This window comes from Gudongella sp. QWL-04 (genome assembly GCF_058683975.1).
Genome location: NZ_CM178754.1, coordinates 478,311 through 496,050 on the forward strand (window position 1 = coordinate 478,311; position 17,740 = coordinate 496,050).

The 17,740-nt window shown below is 41.6% G+C and carries 13 protein-coding genes; 9 read left to right on the forward strand and 4 right to left on the reverse strand.

Annotated elements, in window-relative coordinates:
- Positions 1-76: 76 nt before the first annotated feature.
- Positions 77-1,924, forward strand: coding sequence for a PAS domain S-box protein (locus AC4PHB_RS02385; protein WP_492137070.1), 1,848 nt, complete (start codon positions 77-79; stop codon positions 1,922-1,924).
- A gap of 34 nt (positions 1,925-1,958) precedes the next feature.
- Here the strand turns inward: AC4PHB_RS02385 and AC4PHB_RS02390 are convergent, their stop codons facing one another.
- The 3 genes from AC4PHB_RS02390 to AC4PHB_RS02400 all read right to left on the reverse strand — a co-directional run bounded on the left by AC4PHB_RS02390 (position 1,959) and on the right by AC4PHB_RS02400 (position 4,867).
- The gene (locus AC4PHB_RS02390; RefSeq protein ID WP_492137071.1) at positions 1,959-2,384 is read right to left on the reverse strand and encodes a hypothetical protein; all 426 of its coding nucleotides are present in this window, start codon (positions 2,382-2,384) and stop codon (positions 1,959-1,961) included.
- 111 nt (positions 2,385-2,495) lie between these two features.
- Positions 2,496-4,070, reverse strand: a complete 1,575-nt coding sequence (locus AC4PHB_RS02395; protein ID WP_492137072.1) for an MSCRAMM family protein — start codon at positions 4,068-4,070, stop codon at positions 2,496-2,498.
- On the reverse strand, positions 4,052-4,867 hold the full coding sequence (locus AC4PHB_RS02400; RefSeq protein WP_492137073.1) for an NHL repeat-containing protein: 816 nt from the start codon (positions 4,865-4,867) through the stop codon (positions 4,052-4,054). Before AC4PHB_RS02400 ends, AC4PHB_RS02395 begins: the two co-directional genes overlap by 19 nt.
- An 843-nt stretch (positions 4,868-5,710) precedes the next feature.
- Here AC4PHB_RS02400 and AC4PHB_RS02405 point away from each other — a divergent pair.
- The gene (locus AC4PHB_RS02405; RefSeq protein ID WP_492137074.1) at positions 5,711-6,058 is read left to right on the forward strand and encodes a hypothetical protein; all 348 of its coding nucleotides are present in this window, start codon (positions 5,711-5,713) and stop codon (positions 6,056-6,058) included.
- Between the two features lie 144 nt (positions 6,059-6,202).
- Here the strand turns inward: AC4PHB_RS02405 and AC4PHB_RS02410 are convergent, their stop codons facing one another.
- A complete protein-coding gene (locus AC4PHB_RS02410; protein WP_492137075.1) occupies positions 6,203-12,568 on the reverse strand; it encodes an MSCRAMM family protein in 6,366 nt (2,121 codons plus the stop codon).
- An 853-nt stretch (positions 12,569-13,421) separates the two neighbouring features.
- Between AC4PHB_RS02410 and AC4PHB_RS02415 the strand changes: the two genes are divergently transcribed.
- The 7 genes from AC4PHB_RS02415 to AC4PHB_RS02445 all read left to right on the forward strand — a co-directional run bounded on the left by AC4PHB_RS02415 (position 13,422) and on the right by AC4PHB_RS02445 (position 17,672).
- Positions 13,422-14,318 (forward strand): DMT family transporter, encoded by an 897-nt coding sequence (locus AC4PHB_RS02415; protein ID WP_492137076.1) that lies wholly within the window; start codon positions 13,422-13,424, stop codon positions 14,316-14,318.
- A gap of 142 nt (positions 14,319-14,460) precedes the next feature.
- The gene (locus AC4PHB_RS02420) at positions 14,461-14,637 is read left to right on the forward strand and encodes an SHOCT domain-containing protein (protein ID WP_492137077.1); all 177 of its coding nucleotides are present in this window, start codon (positions 14,461-14,463) and stop codon (positions 14,635-14,637) included.
- A gap of 25 nt (positions 14,638-14,662) precedes the next feature.
- Entirely contained in the window at positions 14,663-14,911 is a 249-nt protein-coding gene (locus AC4PHB_RS02425; protein ID WP_492137078.1) for an SHOCT domain-containing protein, read from the forward strand.
- 5 nt (positions 14,912-14,916) lie between these two features.
- On the forward strand, positions 14,917-15,465 hold the full coding sequence (locus AC4PHB_RS02430) for a hypothetical protein (protein ID WP_492137079.1): 549 nt from the start codon (positions 14,917-14,919) through the stop codon (positions 15,463-15,465).
- Positions 15,466-15,484: 19 nt separating this feature from the next.
- Complete coding sequence (locus tag AC4PHB_RS02435; RefSeq protein ID WP_492137080.1) at positions 15,485-16,171, forward strand: response regulator transcription factor; 687 nt, start codon at positions 15,485-15,487, stop codon at positions 16,169-16,171.
- The gene (locus AC4PHB_RS02440; RefSeq protein ID WP_492137081.1) at positions 16,168-17,541 is read left to right on the forward strand and encodes a sensor histidine kinase; all 1,374 of its coding nucleotides are present in this window, start codon (positions 16,168-16,170) and stop codon (positions 17,539-17,541) included. The genes AC4PHB_RS02435 and AC4PHB_RS02440 overlap by 4 nt, the downstream gene beginning before the upstream one ends.
- A gap of 8 nt (positions 17,542-17,549) precedes the next feature.
- The gene (locus AC4PHB_RS02445) at positions 17,550-17,672 is read left to right on the forward strand and encodes an LDCC motif putative metal-binding protein (RefSeq protein ID WP_492137082.1); all 123 of its coding nucleotides are present in this window, start codon (positions 17,550-17,552) and stop codon (positions 17,670-17,672) included.
- Positions 17,673-17,740: the final 68 nt, after the last annotated feature.

Here is a 17,740-nt window from a genome sequence, read left to right on the forward strand (position 1 = left end):
CATATTGGAAATCACGCATTTAGTGACAATTGGTTTATTGCAAAATCCATTTTGATAATGTATAATAATGTCGCACATGTCCGTTTCGATTATCCGACAACCGGGGCGTGCATTCATAATAACACTTGGAGCTGATATTGTGGCACCTAAAATCCTAAGATATAAACACATTTTAAACTCGTTGGATTCCGTTCTGGATTCCTTGCCGGACATAGTCTTCTTTAAAAGTCCGGAGGGGGTCTATTTGAAGTGCAATAAAAAATACCTTGAGCTTAGGGGTAAGACAAAGGAAGATGTGCTGGGGAAAACTGATTATCAGCTTTACCCCGAAGAGGCAGATTTCTATACTGAAATGGACAGAAACATTACTGTAACAGGAATACCGGTTGAATTCGGAGAATGGGTGCAGTATCCTGACGGAAGAAGGATTTATGTGCATTCCATAAAAACTGCTCAATATGACAATAAGGGGAATATTGTCGGGATACTTGGAATTGGAAGAGACATAACTGAGCAGAAGCTTATGGAACAAAGGTTGGCAGAACGCGAGCGTTACCTGTCGACTATTCTTGAAACGACAAAGGAAGGCTTTAGCATTCTTGAGATGAATGGGAACATAGTGGAAGTAAATGACGCCTTCTGCGAAATGACAGGATACGATAGAGAAGAACTTTTAAGTATGAATATCAGAAGCATTGATGACAAGTTTGGAAGTGAAGGTATTTCTAACAATATACGGCAAATAATTGAAGATGGCTCAACGATGCTGGACACCATCCATAGGAGAAAGGATGGGAGCAATCATAACGTCGAGGTTTCAGTAACACTTCTGGATAGAGATAAGAAGCTGATGGTGTGCTTCACAAGAGATATAACCGAAAGAAAGCTGGAGATGAAGGAAAAGGAATCTCTAAGCTATGTAGATCACCTGACTGGTTTGTTTAATAGAAGATATCTGGAGAAGGAGCTTAGGAGACTGGACAACACATCTGCCTTACCCCTGGCTATATTGGCAATCGACGTAAACGATCTTAAGCTTACCAATGATGCATTTGGTCACCAGGGAGGCGATGAACTCCTAAGAGAAGTAGGAGACGTCCTAAGGAGAAGCTGCAGAGACGAAGACATTCTGGGAAGGGCAGGTGGAGATGAGTTTGCTATTTACCTACCAAGAGCCAGTAGAGAGGCTGCTGAAAAGGTGAAGGAAAGGATTTTAAGGGAGGCCTCTGAAGCCAGAGTTGAGCCAATGGTCCTGTCGCTGTCAGTTGGAATAGCAATCAAGACTGAAATTTCTCAGAACATTGCAGACATCATTAGAGAAGCTGACAACTCCATGTACCATGACAAGGTACAGTTCGCAAGAATGAGGAAACAGGCAGCTTTAGATAAATTTCTTAGTATCATATTCACCAAGACTCCCTATGAAAAGCTGCATGCTGAAAGAGTCGCACAGCTTAGTTTTGCCTTGGCGAAGGAAGCGGGTTTGAGCGACGACAGACTCGTAGGCTTCAAAGAGGCTGCATATATGCACGATATTGGGAAGATATCAATTTCAGAAAGCATTCTAAATAAGCCGGACAAGCTTACACTTGCTGAGTGGGATGAAATAAAGCATCACCCTGCAATAGGCTATAGGATCCTTAAAGGGGTTGAAGGCTATTCCTTTCATTCAAGAGCTATTCTCTACCACCATGAGAGATGGGACGGCATGGGTTATCCTATGGGTGCAAGAGGAGACAGGATACCAATATTATCCAGGATACTTGCTATAGCTGATGCCTATGAGGCAATGACTGCAGACAGACCCTACAGAGGAAGGATGAGCGTAGAAGCGGCTGAACAGGAGCTTAGAAACAATGCAGGTACACAGTTTGATCCTGAGCTGGTAGAAGTGTTTATAGATAAGGTTTTGAGTGTTAAATAGAAGAGAGTCCGGATTTCCGGACTCTCTTTGAAGCTTATTGAGGTAATTCTTCTACAATCGGATGCGGATACATGCAGGGAACATATGACTCAAAGTGGATTGCTATATATGTTTCTTTAGATGGGTCAAATGGGTCTTGTGGTATTAGTTTACCGGGAGCATTTGTCATTACACCTTTAAACATTGGTAATGCAGTATTTCCAACCCAAACTTTCGGATCGACTACTACAACACCATCTTCAAAGTCATAGTCAAATTCAAAATCTGTGCCATTCCAAATAATTTCAACTGTACCTATCAGGTATCCCTTGGAGATGTCACCTTGTGCAGCACCTGCATAGATATCTTGAGTGAAAGATGTTCCTATAGTTAATTCACTTGGTTTTCCTACAGAAAGGCTCCAACCCCAATTATTTGAGGTAAGTGCAAGATTCTCAATGAATCTCAGGTTACCAAACATCCTTGCTGTTTCATCAGTATGGCATAGGTTGAAGAAATCAGTGAACGGTCCTTCTTCACCTAGTGTTGCATCTCTTGGAATTTCAACTACTATTTCATCACTATCAATGTGTCACCAATAATGCTCATTTTCCCAGAATCCATCATCGTTCATATCACCATGACTTTCAACAACAAAGTAAGTTCCTTTTCTCAGGTTATGGAAGCAATACATACCATCTTCGTCTGTAGAAGTATCATCTACCCACTCTTTATCTGCGTCAAGCAGTGTGATTGTCCAGCCAGCCAAAGGATTATCCATCGCTTCAAGATCAAGCCAGTTAACCCCAAATTTACGACTGCAAAGATCAAACAGCTCAGCATTTACAAAGTTGTAAAGATTAGTTTCTTCTTCACAATCTGTTGCGTCTTCTGGTAGAGTAACTAGATAGAAATCATCCTCAGGTTCAAGTTGAATCCATCCATCTTCCATTTCCTCTTCAACCTTGTATTTACCTGCTTCAAGTCCACTGAAGCAGTATTTGCCATACTCATCAGTTAACATATCTATATCATAAACATAATCTTGAGCGTTCTCATCCCATTTCGATAGTATGATTTTCCAGCCTTCGAGTCCTTTTTCAAGATCATCTTCATCGAGCTTGTAACCAGCGATGTCATAGTACATGACCTCTTTATTCCTGAAGTTTGTATTGTGTTCTGTAAACACGATATCATCCAATGCAAAGTCATTTCCTGTATGAACAAGCGTGTTGCAAATCAATTCAATTTCAGCTTCGGTAGCATCTCCTGAGTTCCATACTGTTTCATACTTGGTCCATTCTGCAAGGAATTTTGGAGCATGATAGGTATCAATTAACACATTGTTGATATATACATCTAATGATGAGTAAGCAGCAGGAAAACTCGTTGCTCCCCAGAATGAGAAAGTAGATCCAATATATGGATCTACTTCCACAGAACTAGTCCATACAATTTTACCAGCAGCAAATTCTTCGACGTTGACTATCATCATGTTACCAGTCATAGCAACATAATCATATTGACTTGTAAACCCAATACCATTTCCTTGCTCAAAGTCACCATTGACAATCAGGTTAAGAGCAGCAGGTAATGTAATTTCAAATTCTCCATCAGTTGGTAATACTGCCTCCCAATCATCTTGCATAACTTCTTTAACTGTGTAGGTTCCAGCTGGTAAGTCTTCAAAGCAATATCGTCCATCGCCGTCAGTTGTTGTATCTTTGATAAAATTACCTTGAGAATCATACAATTCAATTATCCATCCTTGTAGACCAAATCCTGTTTCTGCATCCAACTTAAAGCCACAGAAACCATATTCTGGTGGAGGTGGTGGTATTACAAATTCACCATATGCGTATGGTCTGTAACCTACCTCTATTTGGCCTTCGAAATCGCCAGTTTCAGGATTAAATGCAACGATAGATCCTTCTGATTGTCCATCATTTCGGCAGATGGCCCACATCAAACCTGCTTCATCAACTCCAACACCGACCGGAGTCGTTATTCTTTCTGGTAATGGATATGAATCAACTACAGCACCTGCTAAGGTACATTTACTCACTTGGTTATTAGATGTATCAGCTATCCAGATGTGCTCCAAGTCCTTGTCAAATGACATGCCTCTTGGTTGACCAGCACCAATTGTTACTGGACCAGTACCCATAATCCATAGTTGTTTGTTTCATAGCTTGTAGCATATACCTGACCGGTAACTGGGTTAATAAGTATAGCATATGGGGAGCTTACATCCCATGCTTCTGCAAATTCTCCTGTTGATGGATTGAAGCTCCAGACACCAGGATTACCATCTTCACCAGGGGTGGATAGTCTGCTTGAGATATATAGTTTTCCATCAGGTTCAGGTGCAAACTTCATCTCATAATACATAAGATCTGGTGAATTAAAGGATTCTGCAAACTCAACACTATTTCCAACTACTTCATATCTTGCCAATACACCACTACCATAGAAGCCTACCCAAATATCAACATTTCCGTCAATTGTGATTGCTATAGGCATATCTCCTGGTTCACCAATTGGAGTGACCGTAACAGCTTCGTCAGTTCCGAATGGGAGGGGGGCTGTAGGATCATGGTTGGTAGTCGTCAATTCTGAAGTATCCCCTTGAATCCTGACAATTGAGCCCTGCAGATTTTGCTGACCTGCTGGTAGTAAGTATCCGTCGGCGCCTGTGTTCAGAACCCATGCATTACCATCATCATCCATAACAATCCTGTTGGTTCTGTAATTGTAAACAGTTTCATTTCGAGCTACAGTGTAATATCTAGCAATTTCTGTCATGCTTACCAATTCAACCTTAGAAACACTCGCATCACCAGAGTTTGGTATAAAGTCATAGTTTGGTTCAACTGGCCCGATTTGCGCCAAAGCTGTTGCTGGCAATAATGTAAGAATCATGGTCAATGCCAATAAAACAACAGACCATTTTTTAGGTTTCATTTCTATTCCTACTTTTTACATCATCTGCCCATGTCCTGAGCAGAAAGCTTGTAAAAGACTTACTTTGTCGATCGAAAGTCATCCACTTACAATTCTGGAGGTAATTACTCTGTTTTCAGCCTCGTTTTTTGGGAAACGTGGTTAACCTTTCAAGCTCAATCTCTATCAATAATAACCACCTCCGTATCAATCACTATAGTAGGTAAAATACTCATTCGAACAGTTAAATCCGATTGAACAATGGGTCATTATGCAGTATAATTTAAACAACAACGAACAAACCTATGTTAGGCTTGGGAGTTGCAGGAATCCGGCACAGCTGTCCAGGCACACCGGATTCCTACCTATTTGAACTTATTACTAAGACAATATTCCACTAAAACAAAAAACCGACCACTACTGGTCGGTTACGCTATTGGCAACACAAAGAGACAAGCGTCCACAGTACGCCCAACTGATCTTCGCTTCCACAGTACATCACTTCAGCTATGTATACCCAAATAATTAACATGGTTACAGATTGATTACAAAATTATACTCTCAATGGAATTACCTGTTCCATGATAAAAATAACACAAAATACTTATTTAGAAGTTATTTTGTTCATTACTCGCTTAAAAAAATTACAGATAATTAATATTTAATTATTTTTGAAGGGGAGCTGAGTCTATGAAATACGAGTGAAGGAAGGTTGAAAAATCAATATATTTACCTGGCAGAGAACCTGAGGCGATTGTGATACCTAAGCATAATTATGTCACGATAGAAGGTGAGGGGGATCCGAACGGACCTGATTGCAGTGACAGGGTGGAGGCGTTATACGCGGTTTCATACGCAATAAGGATGATGCCAAAGAAAGGGATTACTCCAGATGGGTACTTTGAATATGCAGTCTACCCATTGGAAGGCTTATGGGATCTAAGCGTAGCAGGGCGTGAGAATAGAAGTCTTGATAAATCTGAGTTGATCTATAAAATTATGATAAGGCAGCCTGAGTTTGTGATTGTAGAGGTTTTAAATATGGCGTTGGAGTTTGCCAGTAAGAAAGTATCTCAAGAATTACTTGATGAGCTGAAGCTGGAAGTAATAGAGGATGGGCTATCAGTACAGATGTTGCATGTTGGAAGCTATGACGATGAGAAAAAGAGCTTTGATCTAATGAAAGACTACATAGCTGGTAATGGGTTGTGACTTAAGACTATGGTACATAGAGAAATTTATCTGTCAGATCCAAGAAAGAGTGAGCCAGATAAGCTTAGAACAGTACTTAGATTTATGGTTCAATAGAATAAAAAGAGTGTCTGGCCAGCCCAGACACTCTTTTGTTCAAATATTTTATTCCCACCATTGAACAACACTGTGAAGTGCGATCCAGAATGGATCTTGTACATCTTCAACAAATACATGAGCCTCAAGTCCATCTGATGAGATATCTGGACTGTAGTTAAATTGTCCAGGCGAGTTTGTCATCTTGCCATTCTTCGTTGGCAGTTGAGTTGAACCGATCCAAACATGAGCTTCGTCAATCCAATAATCATAGTCCAAACCTTCGTTTATGATATAGGTCACATCAACATCGAATAAGCCTTGTGCAGAACCTTCTGTTACAACAACCTCTACAACGCCAACCTTGAAACCATTAGACAGGATGTTCTGTCCTGCTGCTGCGTAAAGATCAAATTCATACTCACCAATTTCTGTAATCTGAGTTGTCCAACCCCAATTATTGGTCTTGACAAAATCCCAAATTGGTAATGAATCATCCTTATAACCCCATGCAGTTTCAGACATTAGCATCAGATCGAAATCATTGTTTATCATAACCTCAACAGCATTTTCCTCAGATCCAGCCACAACATTCACAATACCATCAGCTGGTACAAGCGTACTTGTCCAACCATCAATAGCATCTTCTGTAACTGTATACATTCCTGGAGGCAGCGGGCCGATTGTATCTTCCCAATCAGGTCCAGTCAGTGTAAATGTGTCACTGTATCCGTAAGGGCCAGTAATAGTGCCAGTGATTGAAGCCGGAAAATCCTCAAAGCCCTCAGGCTCTCCGGACCAAGTCTTGACAATTCTCAGGTAACCCTCGTCAAACGCATTGCTTATACTGACACTGACAGCCTCAGCCATCTCGCCAGCAACGACATCAACTATACCATCAGATGGATCCATGGTAGTAGTCCATCCAGTAGTACCATCTTCAACAACGGTATATTCTCCCGGAGGCATAGGACCAAAGGTTTTCTCCCATCCATCAGTATCAGAAATCGTGAACTCTTGATAGAAACCGTAAGGTCCTGAGATAGAGCCGGAAATGGAAGTCGGAAGAACAAAGTCCTCGTGATCAGGATAGCCGGTCCATTCCTTGGTGATCTTCAGGTAACCCTCGTCAAACGCATTGCTTATACTGACACTGACAGCCTCAGCCATCTCGCCAGCAACGACATCAACTATACCATCAGATGGATCCATGGTAGTAGTCCATCCAGTAGTACCATCTTCAACAACGGTATATTCTCCCGGAGGCATAGGACCAAAGGTTTTCTCCCATCCATCAGTATCAGAAATCGTGAACTCTTGATAGAAACCGTAAGGTCCTGAGATAGAGCCGGAAATGGAAGTCGGAAGAACAAAGTCCTCGTGATCAGGATAGCCGGTCCATTCCTTGGTGATCTTCAGGTAACCCTCGTCAAACGCATTGCTTATACTGACACTGACAGCCTCAGCCATCTCGCCAGCAACGACATCAACTATACCATCAGATGGATCCATGGTAGTAGTCCATCCGGTAGTACCATCTTCAACAACGGTATATTCTCCCGGAGGCATAGGACCAAAGGTTTTCTCCCATCCATCAGTATCAGAAATCGTGAACTCTTGATAGAAACCGTAAGGTCCTGAGATAGAGCCGGAAATGGAAGTCGGAAGAACAAAGTCCTCGTGATCAGGATAGCCGGTCCATTCCTTGGTGATCTTCAGGTAACCCTCGTCAAACGCATTGCTTATACTGACACTGACAGCCTCAGCCATCTCGCCAGCAACGACATCAACTATACCATCAGATGGATCCATGGTAGTAGTCCATCCGGTAGTACCATCTTCAACAACGGTATATTCTCCCGGAGGCATAGGACCAAAGGTTTTCTCCCATCCATCAGTATCAGAAATCGTGAACTCTTGATAGAAACCGTAAGGTCCTGAGATAGAGCCGGAAATGGAAGTCGGAAGAACAAAGTCCTCGTGATCAGGATAGCCGGTCCATTCCTTGGTGATCTTCAGGTAACCCTCGTCAAACGCATTGCTTATACTGACACTGACAGCCTCAGCCATCTCGCCAGCAACGACATCAACTATACCATCAGATGGATCCATGGTAGTAGTCCATCCGGTAGTACCATCTTCAACAACGGTATATTCTCCCGGAGGCATAGGACCAAAGGTTTTCTCCCATCCATCAGTATCAGAAATCGTGAACTCTTGATAGAAACCGTAAGGTCCTGAGATAGAGCCGGAAATGGAAGTCGGAAGAACAAAGTCCTCGTGATCAGGATAGCCGGTCCATTCCTTGGTGATCTTCAGGTAACCCTCGTCAAACGCATTGCTTATACTGACACTGACAGCCTCAGCCATCTCGCCAGCAACGACATCAACTATACCATCAGATGGATCCATGGTAGTAGTCCATCCGGTAGTACCATCTTCAACAACGGTATATTCTCCCGGAGGCATAGGACCAAAGGTTTTCTCCCATCCATCAGTATCAGAAATCGTGAACTCTTGATAGAAACCGTAAGGTCCTGAGATAGAGCCGGAAATGGAAGTCGGAAGAACAAAGTCCTCGTGATCAGGATAGCCGGTCCATTCCTTGGTGATCTTCAGGTAACCCTCGTCAAACGCATTGCTTATACTGACACTGACAGCCTCAGCCATCTCGCCAGCAACGACATCAACTATACCATCAGATGGATCCATGGTAGTAGTCCATCCGGTAGTACCATCTTCAACAACGGTATATTCTCCCGGAGGCATAGGACCAAAGGTTTTCTCCCATCCATCAGTATCAGAAATCGTGAACTCTTGATAGAAACCGTAAGGTCCTGAGATAGAGCCGGAAATGGAAGTCGGAAGAACAAAGTCCTCGTGATCAGGATAGCCGGTCCATTCCTTGGTGATCTTCAGGTAACCCTCGTCAAACGCATTGCTTATACTGACACTGACAGCCTCAGCCATCTCGCCAGCAACGACATCAACTATACCATCAGATGGATCCATGGTAGTAGTCCATCCGGTAGTACCATCTTCAACAACGGTATATTCTCCCGGAGGCATAGGACCAAAGGTTTTCTCCCATCCATCAGTATCAGAAATCGTGAACTCTTGATAGAAACCGTAAGGTCCTGAGATAGAGCCGGAAATGGAAGTCGGAAGAACAAAGTCCTCGTGATCAGGATAGCCGGTCCATTCCTTGGTGATCTTCAGGTAACCCTCGTCAAACGCATTGCTTATACTGACACTGACAGCCTCAGCCATCTCGCCAGCAACGACATCAACTATACCATCAGATGGATCCATGGTAGTAGTCCATCCGGTAGTACCATCTTCAACAACGGTATATTCTCCCGGAGGCATAGGACCAAAGGTTTTCTCCCATCCATCAGTATCAGAAATCGTGAACTCTTGATAGAAACCGTAAGGTCCTGAGATAGAGCCGGAAATGGAAGTCGGAAGAACAAAGTCCTCGTGATCAGGATAGCCGGTCCATTCCTTGGTGATCTTCAGGTAACCCTCGTCAAACGCATTGCTTATACTGACACTGACAGCCTCAGCCATCTCGCCAGCAACGACATCAACTATACCATCAGATGGATCCATGGTAGTAGTCCATCCGGTAGTACCATCTTCAACAACGGTATATTCTCCCGGAGGCATAGGACCAAAGGTTTTCTCCCATCCATCAGTATCAGAAATCGTGAACTCTTGATAGAAACCGTAAGGTCCTGAGATAGAGCCGGAAATGGAAGTCGGAAGAACAAAGTCCTCGTGATCAGGATAGCCGGTCCATTCCTTGGTGATCTTCAGGTAACCCTCGTCAAACGCATTGCTTATACTGACACTGACAGCCTCAGCCATCTCGCCAGCAACGACATCAACTATACCATCAGATGGATCCATGGTAGTAGTCCATCCGGTAGTACCATCTTCAACAACGGTATATTCTCCCGGAGGCATAGGACCAAAGGTTTTCTCCCATCCATCAGTATCAGAAATCGTGAACTCTTGATAGAAACCGTAAGGTCCTGAGATAGAGCCGGAAATGGAAGTCGGAAGAACAAAGTCCTCGTGATCAGGATAGCCGGTCCATTCCTTGGTGATCTTCAGGTAACCCTCGTCAAACGCATTGCTTATACTGACACTGACAGCCTCAGCCATCTCGCCAGCAACGACATCAACTATACCATCAGATGGATCCATGGTAGTAGTCCATCCAGTAGTACCATCTTCAACAACGGTATATTCTCCCGGAGGCATAGGACCAAAGGTTTTCTCCCATCCATCAGTATCAGAAATCGTGAACTCTTGATAGAAACCGTAAGGTCCTGAGATAGAGCCGGAAATGGAAGTCGGAAGAACAAAGTCCTCGTGATCAGGATAGCCGGTCCATTCCTTGGTGATCTTCAGGTAACCCTCGTCAAACGCATTGCTTATACTGACACTGACAGCCTCAGCCATCTCGCCAGCAACGACATCAACTATACCATCAGATGGATCCATGGTAGTAGTCCATCCGGTAGTACCATCTTCAACAACGGTATATTCTCCCGGAGGCATAGGACCAAAGGTTTTCTCCCATCCATCAGTATCAGAAATCGTGAACTCTTGATAGAAACCGTAAGGTCCTGAGATAGAGCCGGAAATGGAAGTCGGAAGAACAAAGTCCTCGTGATCAGGATAGCCGGTCCATTCCTTGGTGATCTTCAGGTAACCCTCGTCAAACGCATTGCTTATACTGACACTGACAGCCTCAGCCATCTCGCCAGCAACGACATCAACTATACCATCAGATGGATCCATGGTAGTAGTCCATCCGGTAGTACCATCTTCAACAACGGTATATTCTCCCGGAGGCATAGGACCAAAGGTTTTCTCCCATCCATCAGTATCAGAAATCGTGAACTCTTGATAGAAACCGTAAGGTCCTGAGATAGAGCCGGAAATGGAAGTCGGAAGAACAAAGTCCTCGTGATCAGGATAGCCGGTCCATTCCTTGGTGATCTTCAGGTAACCCTCGTCAAACGCATTGCTTATACTGACACTGACAGCCTCAGCCATCTCGCCAGCAACGACATCAACTATACCATCAGATGGATCCATGGTAGTAGTCCATCCAGTAGTACCATCTTCAACAACGGTATATTCTCCCGGAGGCATAGGACCAAAGGTTTTCTCCCATCCATCAGTATCAGAAATCGTGAACTCTTGATAGAAACCGTAAGGTCCTGAGATAGAGCCGGAAATGGAAGTCGGAAGAACAAAGTCCTCGTGATCAGGATAGCCGGTCCATTCCTTGGTGATCTTCAGGTAACCCTCGTCAAACGCATTCGTTAATCCAATATTAGCAGTTTGATTCGCTACAATATTCACAGAGTTGCTGACAGGATAACTAGTTGTCCACCCATCAACATCATATTCGGTTACAGTATAGATTCCAGGCATCAGTCCTGCAAGAGTTGCTGTCCAATTATTGCCTGAATTTAGTGGAACATCCGTGCTATAACCCATACCATTAGATACATTAACAATTACCTCTGGAAGAGTATAGCCTTGAGGATATCCAGCAAAGCTCTTGGTTATTGTTAAGGATCCTTTTTCTACTACTCTAACTCCCCATTCTTCAAATCCTGCATCTGCTCCACTGTGTTCAACATAAAGGACCAGATAAGCAGTTTCAGGAGTAAGATCAACACCTGGCCTTGAGTTATACTGATCTAATGCATCAAAGAAATATTGTTCGGGGATTAAAACTCTATAGTCAGCAGCCCCACTACCTGTATTTACCAAGTAGTCCATTATCAACTGTCTATCTATTGCTTCATTATTTTCAAAATCCCAATCTATTTCTCCAATCCAAACTGGTTCTGAGTTTCCTGCACTCCACTGCAAACCAGGGCCGGGGCCTCCAGAAGGTGCATATCCAGTAAGAAGTGGATTTCCAGTTAACCAGAATTGGTATTCATCTACATTCATTTCTGGTTTTGGAGTCGACTCATTAAGGTCGATTAAAAACTCGAAGCCACTATAAGTTCTTTCTTGAGGGGTGCCTTCATTTACAGTAGCAGTCCCATACGGTATTTCGCTTAATGTGATTGCACTCGTCCAAGTACCGGTCTTAGTGTTAAACTCAGTAGTACCATTAGTGTTGTATCCTTTTTCAATGCCATTTGCTTGTATTCTTAAAAACGAGTCAAAAACCCCTGTTCCTGCTGAGCCTTCAGGTCGATAGACCTCCCAGAAGACACCGTCGAATTCAGCATTGTGATAGAAAGTATCCGGGTCATCCCCTGGCTGATATGATAAATCGTAGGTGTTTTCGGGAAGCGCAGCGAAGGATACGGAAGTTCCCAAAATCAGAACAATGGACATCAACACAGAAAAAATTCTATTATATTTTAGTAGTAGAATTTTATGTGATACCATATTCATTTCTCCTTTCTTTAGTATCTATCTAAAAGTAAAGAGCAATAAATTTAATTTTCATCAATAATCAATCACCTCCTATTAATATCTAGCTAAAATCACTTCAACCACAGCATCACCTCCAATAGAATTCGAATCATTGGTTGATTAACTATTATTTATATAGTATTACCGAGATGTCTTAATTGGGAAGTTTCTGATATCACGTTGAATTAGAGAAAAATATGCAGTATAATAAAAACAACAACGAACAAACCTATGCTAGGCTTGGGAGTTGCAGGAATCCGGAAAAGCTGTCCAGGCGCACCGGATTCCTAATTTTTTACTTTAATTACAAATTATTTGGTCTCAAAAAAACAGCAACCGACCTTTTTTGGTCGGTTACGCTATTGGCAAAATAAATGGGAAAGCGTCCAGATAATCCCTTTTATTGTAAGCCTCCAAAAATACATCTATAAAATCAAGAAAACAGCCTATGAGGTCGGTTATAATATTGAATCACAGATGAGTAAGAGTCAACTCACATCCACCTGATCTACAACACCAAAATTTGATTTCATGTTTTGTATACCCAAAAAAACGAATCAAATTACAGATTGATTACAATGTTTTTGAAAGAGAAAGATACCGTTCTAATTACAAAAGATTACAAATTACAAATTTTAGGATTTAACTATAGCAATTATACTTATATTATTAAGAAAAATTAACATACAAGATTATCATCCAGAGATTCAATTTACAATGACCCTGAGCTAAACAATTATGATATTCCCATCTAGCTTGACATTTAATATAGTTTCAAAGCATAATGTTATTATGTTGACAAATATATGACTATTTTGGAGGAGACATGAAAAACAGGGAACTGAAGGCAAGCTTGCTTTTATTATTAACAGCTGCAATTTGGGGTTTCGCATTCGTAGCTCAGAGAAAGGGAATGGATTACATTGGACCATTTACATATACTGGGATAAGGTTTTTATTAGGCAGCATATCCCTGCTGCCGGTAATCAAAATTTTTGGTAGTAGAGAAGAGTCTGCAGATACAACAAATCAAATGATAGATATTGTTAAGGCAGGTATGATTGCAGGGACTGTTTTGTTTATTGCGGCCACCTTTCAGCAGGTTGGTCTCCAGTATACTACAGCCGGTAAGGCAGGCTTTATAACAAGTCTTTATATAGTCATAGTGCCAATTATGGGCTTGTTTATGAAGCAAAGGAGTAACGTATTTATCTGGATAGGAGCTATAATTGCAGCCTTTGGACTGTATCTGCTGAGCATTAACGAGGATCTGACCATTCAATTTGGAGACCTATTGCAGCTGATCGGTGCATTTTTCTGGGCTGCCCACATAATCATATTGGGTATAGTTGCAAAGAAGCTAGATCCTATAAAATTCTCTGCGATTCAATTTGTTGTTACTGGTACGTGGGCAATAGCTGCTGCTTTTATATTTGAGGATATACAGGTGCAAGGGATCAAGGATGCGTTGATACCTCTTCTATATGGGGGCATATTTTCTGCAGGAGTCGCTTATACTATTCAGGCGATCGCTCAAAAAGATGCTAAAACATCACATGCAGCTATCGCATTAAGTATGGAGGCTGTATTTGCAGCTATCGGCGGGGCAATACTGCTCCATGAGAGACTGCCTTTAAAAGGATATTTGGGAGCAGCCCTGATGTTGGCTGGGATGCTGATCTCACAGGCGGACAATTTTAGAAAATTGCCTGGCATAAAGTAATAGAGAATAATATATTTCTTCGAATATTTTCGGCTGATGATCCAGCCGTTTTTCTTTTTTAAAAAATCATAGATTTTGTCATATTTGTGCAATAATTCATAGAGATAATGTAATCAAGGAAAACGAAAGGAGGCTGGTGAAAATGATGCTTGTTCCAATACTATTAATAGTGCTTGTTTACTATCTTTTAACTAGCGACAAAAAAAGTATCTCCATTAATAGCCAGGATAATGCAGAAAGTATACTGAAGGAGCGCTATGTAAACGGTGAGATAGATGAAGAAACCTTCAGGAAAATGAAGTCAGTAATCAAAAAATAAGGGGATGTAAAGGGAGGGTATTATTATGATGTTTGCTAGAGGTGCTTATGGGATTGGGAGATGCCTGGGCGGAAGCTTCTTTGGACCTTGGCATATGATGATTGGATTAGGTTTGATCATAGGTATTGCAGCTGTGGTCATAATGCTGATGAAAAAAAATAAATCAGAAGGAAGCGATGATGATCTTTTGGCCATGCTAAAGGAGAGGTATGTTAGAGGCGAAATTTCTGAGGAAGAGTATATAAATAAAAGGAACACTTTGACTAGGAGGTAATTTTGATGAAAAAAGCAGCAATTGCAATGCTTGTAGTTTCAGGTTTCCTGATAACGGCAGGTGTACTTGGTGGAATAGGAACGGTTAATGCGATGATGGATTCAAATTATTTTGAGAACAGGGACATAAATGTTCCGGGATATGAGGATTCTGTAATGCCAGGATGGAGAACCTATCAGGATGAAGTAGGATCATATGGCAGACCGAGAGGTATGATGGGCTGGAGATACTCTCAGAATGATGCGGATAGCAATGAGGTTTATAGAGGGATGATGGGACGAGGAAGCTGGCAAGAGCCTCTTGAAGAAGGGGAAAAGCTCGACGAGGACTCTGCTAAGGAAAGAGCTGAAGAGTTTGTTAAGTTTCATGCCCTTGATCTTGTGGTAGGGGATGTATCCGGAGATGATGATGGATACTTCGAAATTGAGTTATTGGATCCAGTTACTGGTGAGGTAGTGCTGAAATTGATTGCAGATATTGACAGTGGACTAGTTTTTCCGGAGTATTGCCATGGAAATATGGGTAGATTTAATGGGAGAAGAAGCTGGCAATAATTGAGTATGAGGTGAAGGAATGAATCGAAAAGTATTAGTAGTAGAGGATCAGAGAGAAATCAGTAGTATTATAATCAAGTATCTTGAAAATGAGGGATATGATTATCAATTGGCTGAGGATGGATTGTCCGCTCTTGATACTTTTTCTGATGACTTCTTTCATCTTGTTTTGCTTGATGTTATGATGCCAGGAATAGATGGCTTCCAGGTTCTCAGTGAGATAAGGAAAGTTTCTAATGTGCCTGTGATCATGCTTACTGCCAGAGAACTGGAGCCGGATCGTATAAAGGGCTTTGATCTCGGTGCAGATGATTACGTTATCAAGCCCTTTAGTCCCAAGGAGCTTATGAGGCGTATAAGGTCCTTATTCAAGAGAGTATACAATGAGAGCAGTGGGCAGACTATTGAGTTTGGAGATTTGAAATTGAATCTGGGTAGCATGACTCTGGAAAAACGAGGTCAAACAGTGGATCTTACTGCAGTTGAGTTTAGACTTCTTAAAGCTTTTGTGGATAATAGAGGAATCGTTTTAAGCAGGGACCAGATAATCAACCTAGCTTTTGGAGTGGATTATGAAGGTATAGATAGAAACATTGACAGTTATATTAGAAGGCTCAGGTCAAAGCTGGAGGATGATCCTGGAAAGCCCAGGTATTTAGTCACTAAATACGGTGCGGGCTATGTTTTTGGAGGTGATCAGCAATGAGTATCAAGAGATTTTTGCTGATCATACTCCTTTTGGTTGCTCTGATATCAGTTGGTGTAAATGCTGCTATTTTGGGTTCTTTAACGGATAGATTCTTCTCAAGCTATTTAAATGACGTTTATAATAATCATATAGAACAAATAATGGACTATGCTCTTAATGTGTTAAAGGAGAAGGCTATTACAAAAGATCAGCTTAAGGCAGATCTGGAGACGCACCTGGTCGATCCGATATTCAGGATCAGACTTTTTGATTCAGAAGGAAGACTTTTGGAGGATGTCTCATCTGATTTTCATATGCGTGGGATGATGATGGACGGAAGGTTAGCAAGGATGAGATCAAACGGTGATGAAGAGACTGATCAGTTTATTTTAAAGGACGACGAAGGGACCTGGGGAACCATATACATCACAAGGTACAGTTCAGCTGATAATTCTCTCGTTGCAAGGTTGTTTAAAATGTCTTTACTATCTAACAGTGTTAGGGCTGTAATGATCGCTATGGCAATTTCTGCATCGATTGCACTGATAATCAGCAGACTCATGAGTAAAGATCTAAAAGAAACTGCAATTTTGGCTTCAGATATTCAAGCCGGGAAGCAAGTAAAGGTTGAAAGGTCGATAGTTTCAGAGATAACAAGTATAAGAAGCAGCCTTCATGACCTCAGCACAAAACTAAGGTTAAAGCAGAAAGGAAGAAAGGAGCTTACTGATAAGCTAATACATGAGACCAGGACTCCTTTGACTATCATTAAAACCCACCTTGAAGGGATCGAAGATGGCGTTATCGCAGCTGACCAGGGTGAAATAGAGCTTTTAAAGAATCAGGTGGAGATAATAACCTCTCTTATAACAGGTTTAAGCGGGATGATAGAAGCTGATGTGGTACAGGATGAAATCATAATTGAGGAATTTGAGCTGAATAAGCTCCTAAGACAGATAATTAGTGGCTTAAATACACAATTTTCTAATAAAGGATTGAAGCTTACACTTAGCTCTGATGACAAGGTGGTTATGAGAACAGATAAGTTTAAGCTGAGTCAGGTGTTTTATAACTTGTTGAATAATTCTTGGAAATATACTGATGCTGGCGGCCAGGTATCGATTTCGTACAAAAGATCCAGTGAGATGGTAAACATAAACATTTCAGATAACGGATCAGGTATAGATAAGGACGAGTTGAAGCATATCTTTGACGCATATTATAGAGGAAAGACTCAAGCAGGATCAGGTGATGGGATAGGCTTATACATTGTTAAGGGGAATATGACCTTGCTTGGAGGAGAAGTAACTGTAAGCTCGACTACGGGTGTAGGGACAGAGTTTTTTCTTAGTTTGCCGATCATCTACAACAATGAGAAAGTAGGGTAGAAATAGAGATGTATTATAAAATAAAATCTAAAATATTAAAATTTTTGACGTGGCTTTCTAAAGGGAGTAGGGAATCATTTGGAACTGGCAGATTGGATTGCTGTGAACTTAATAGAGCTACCCAAAAATAAATATGAGTATCGAATAGTAAATGTATTGAATATGGCTGCTGCAACTGATAAAATCAGATTGCTGTAGT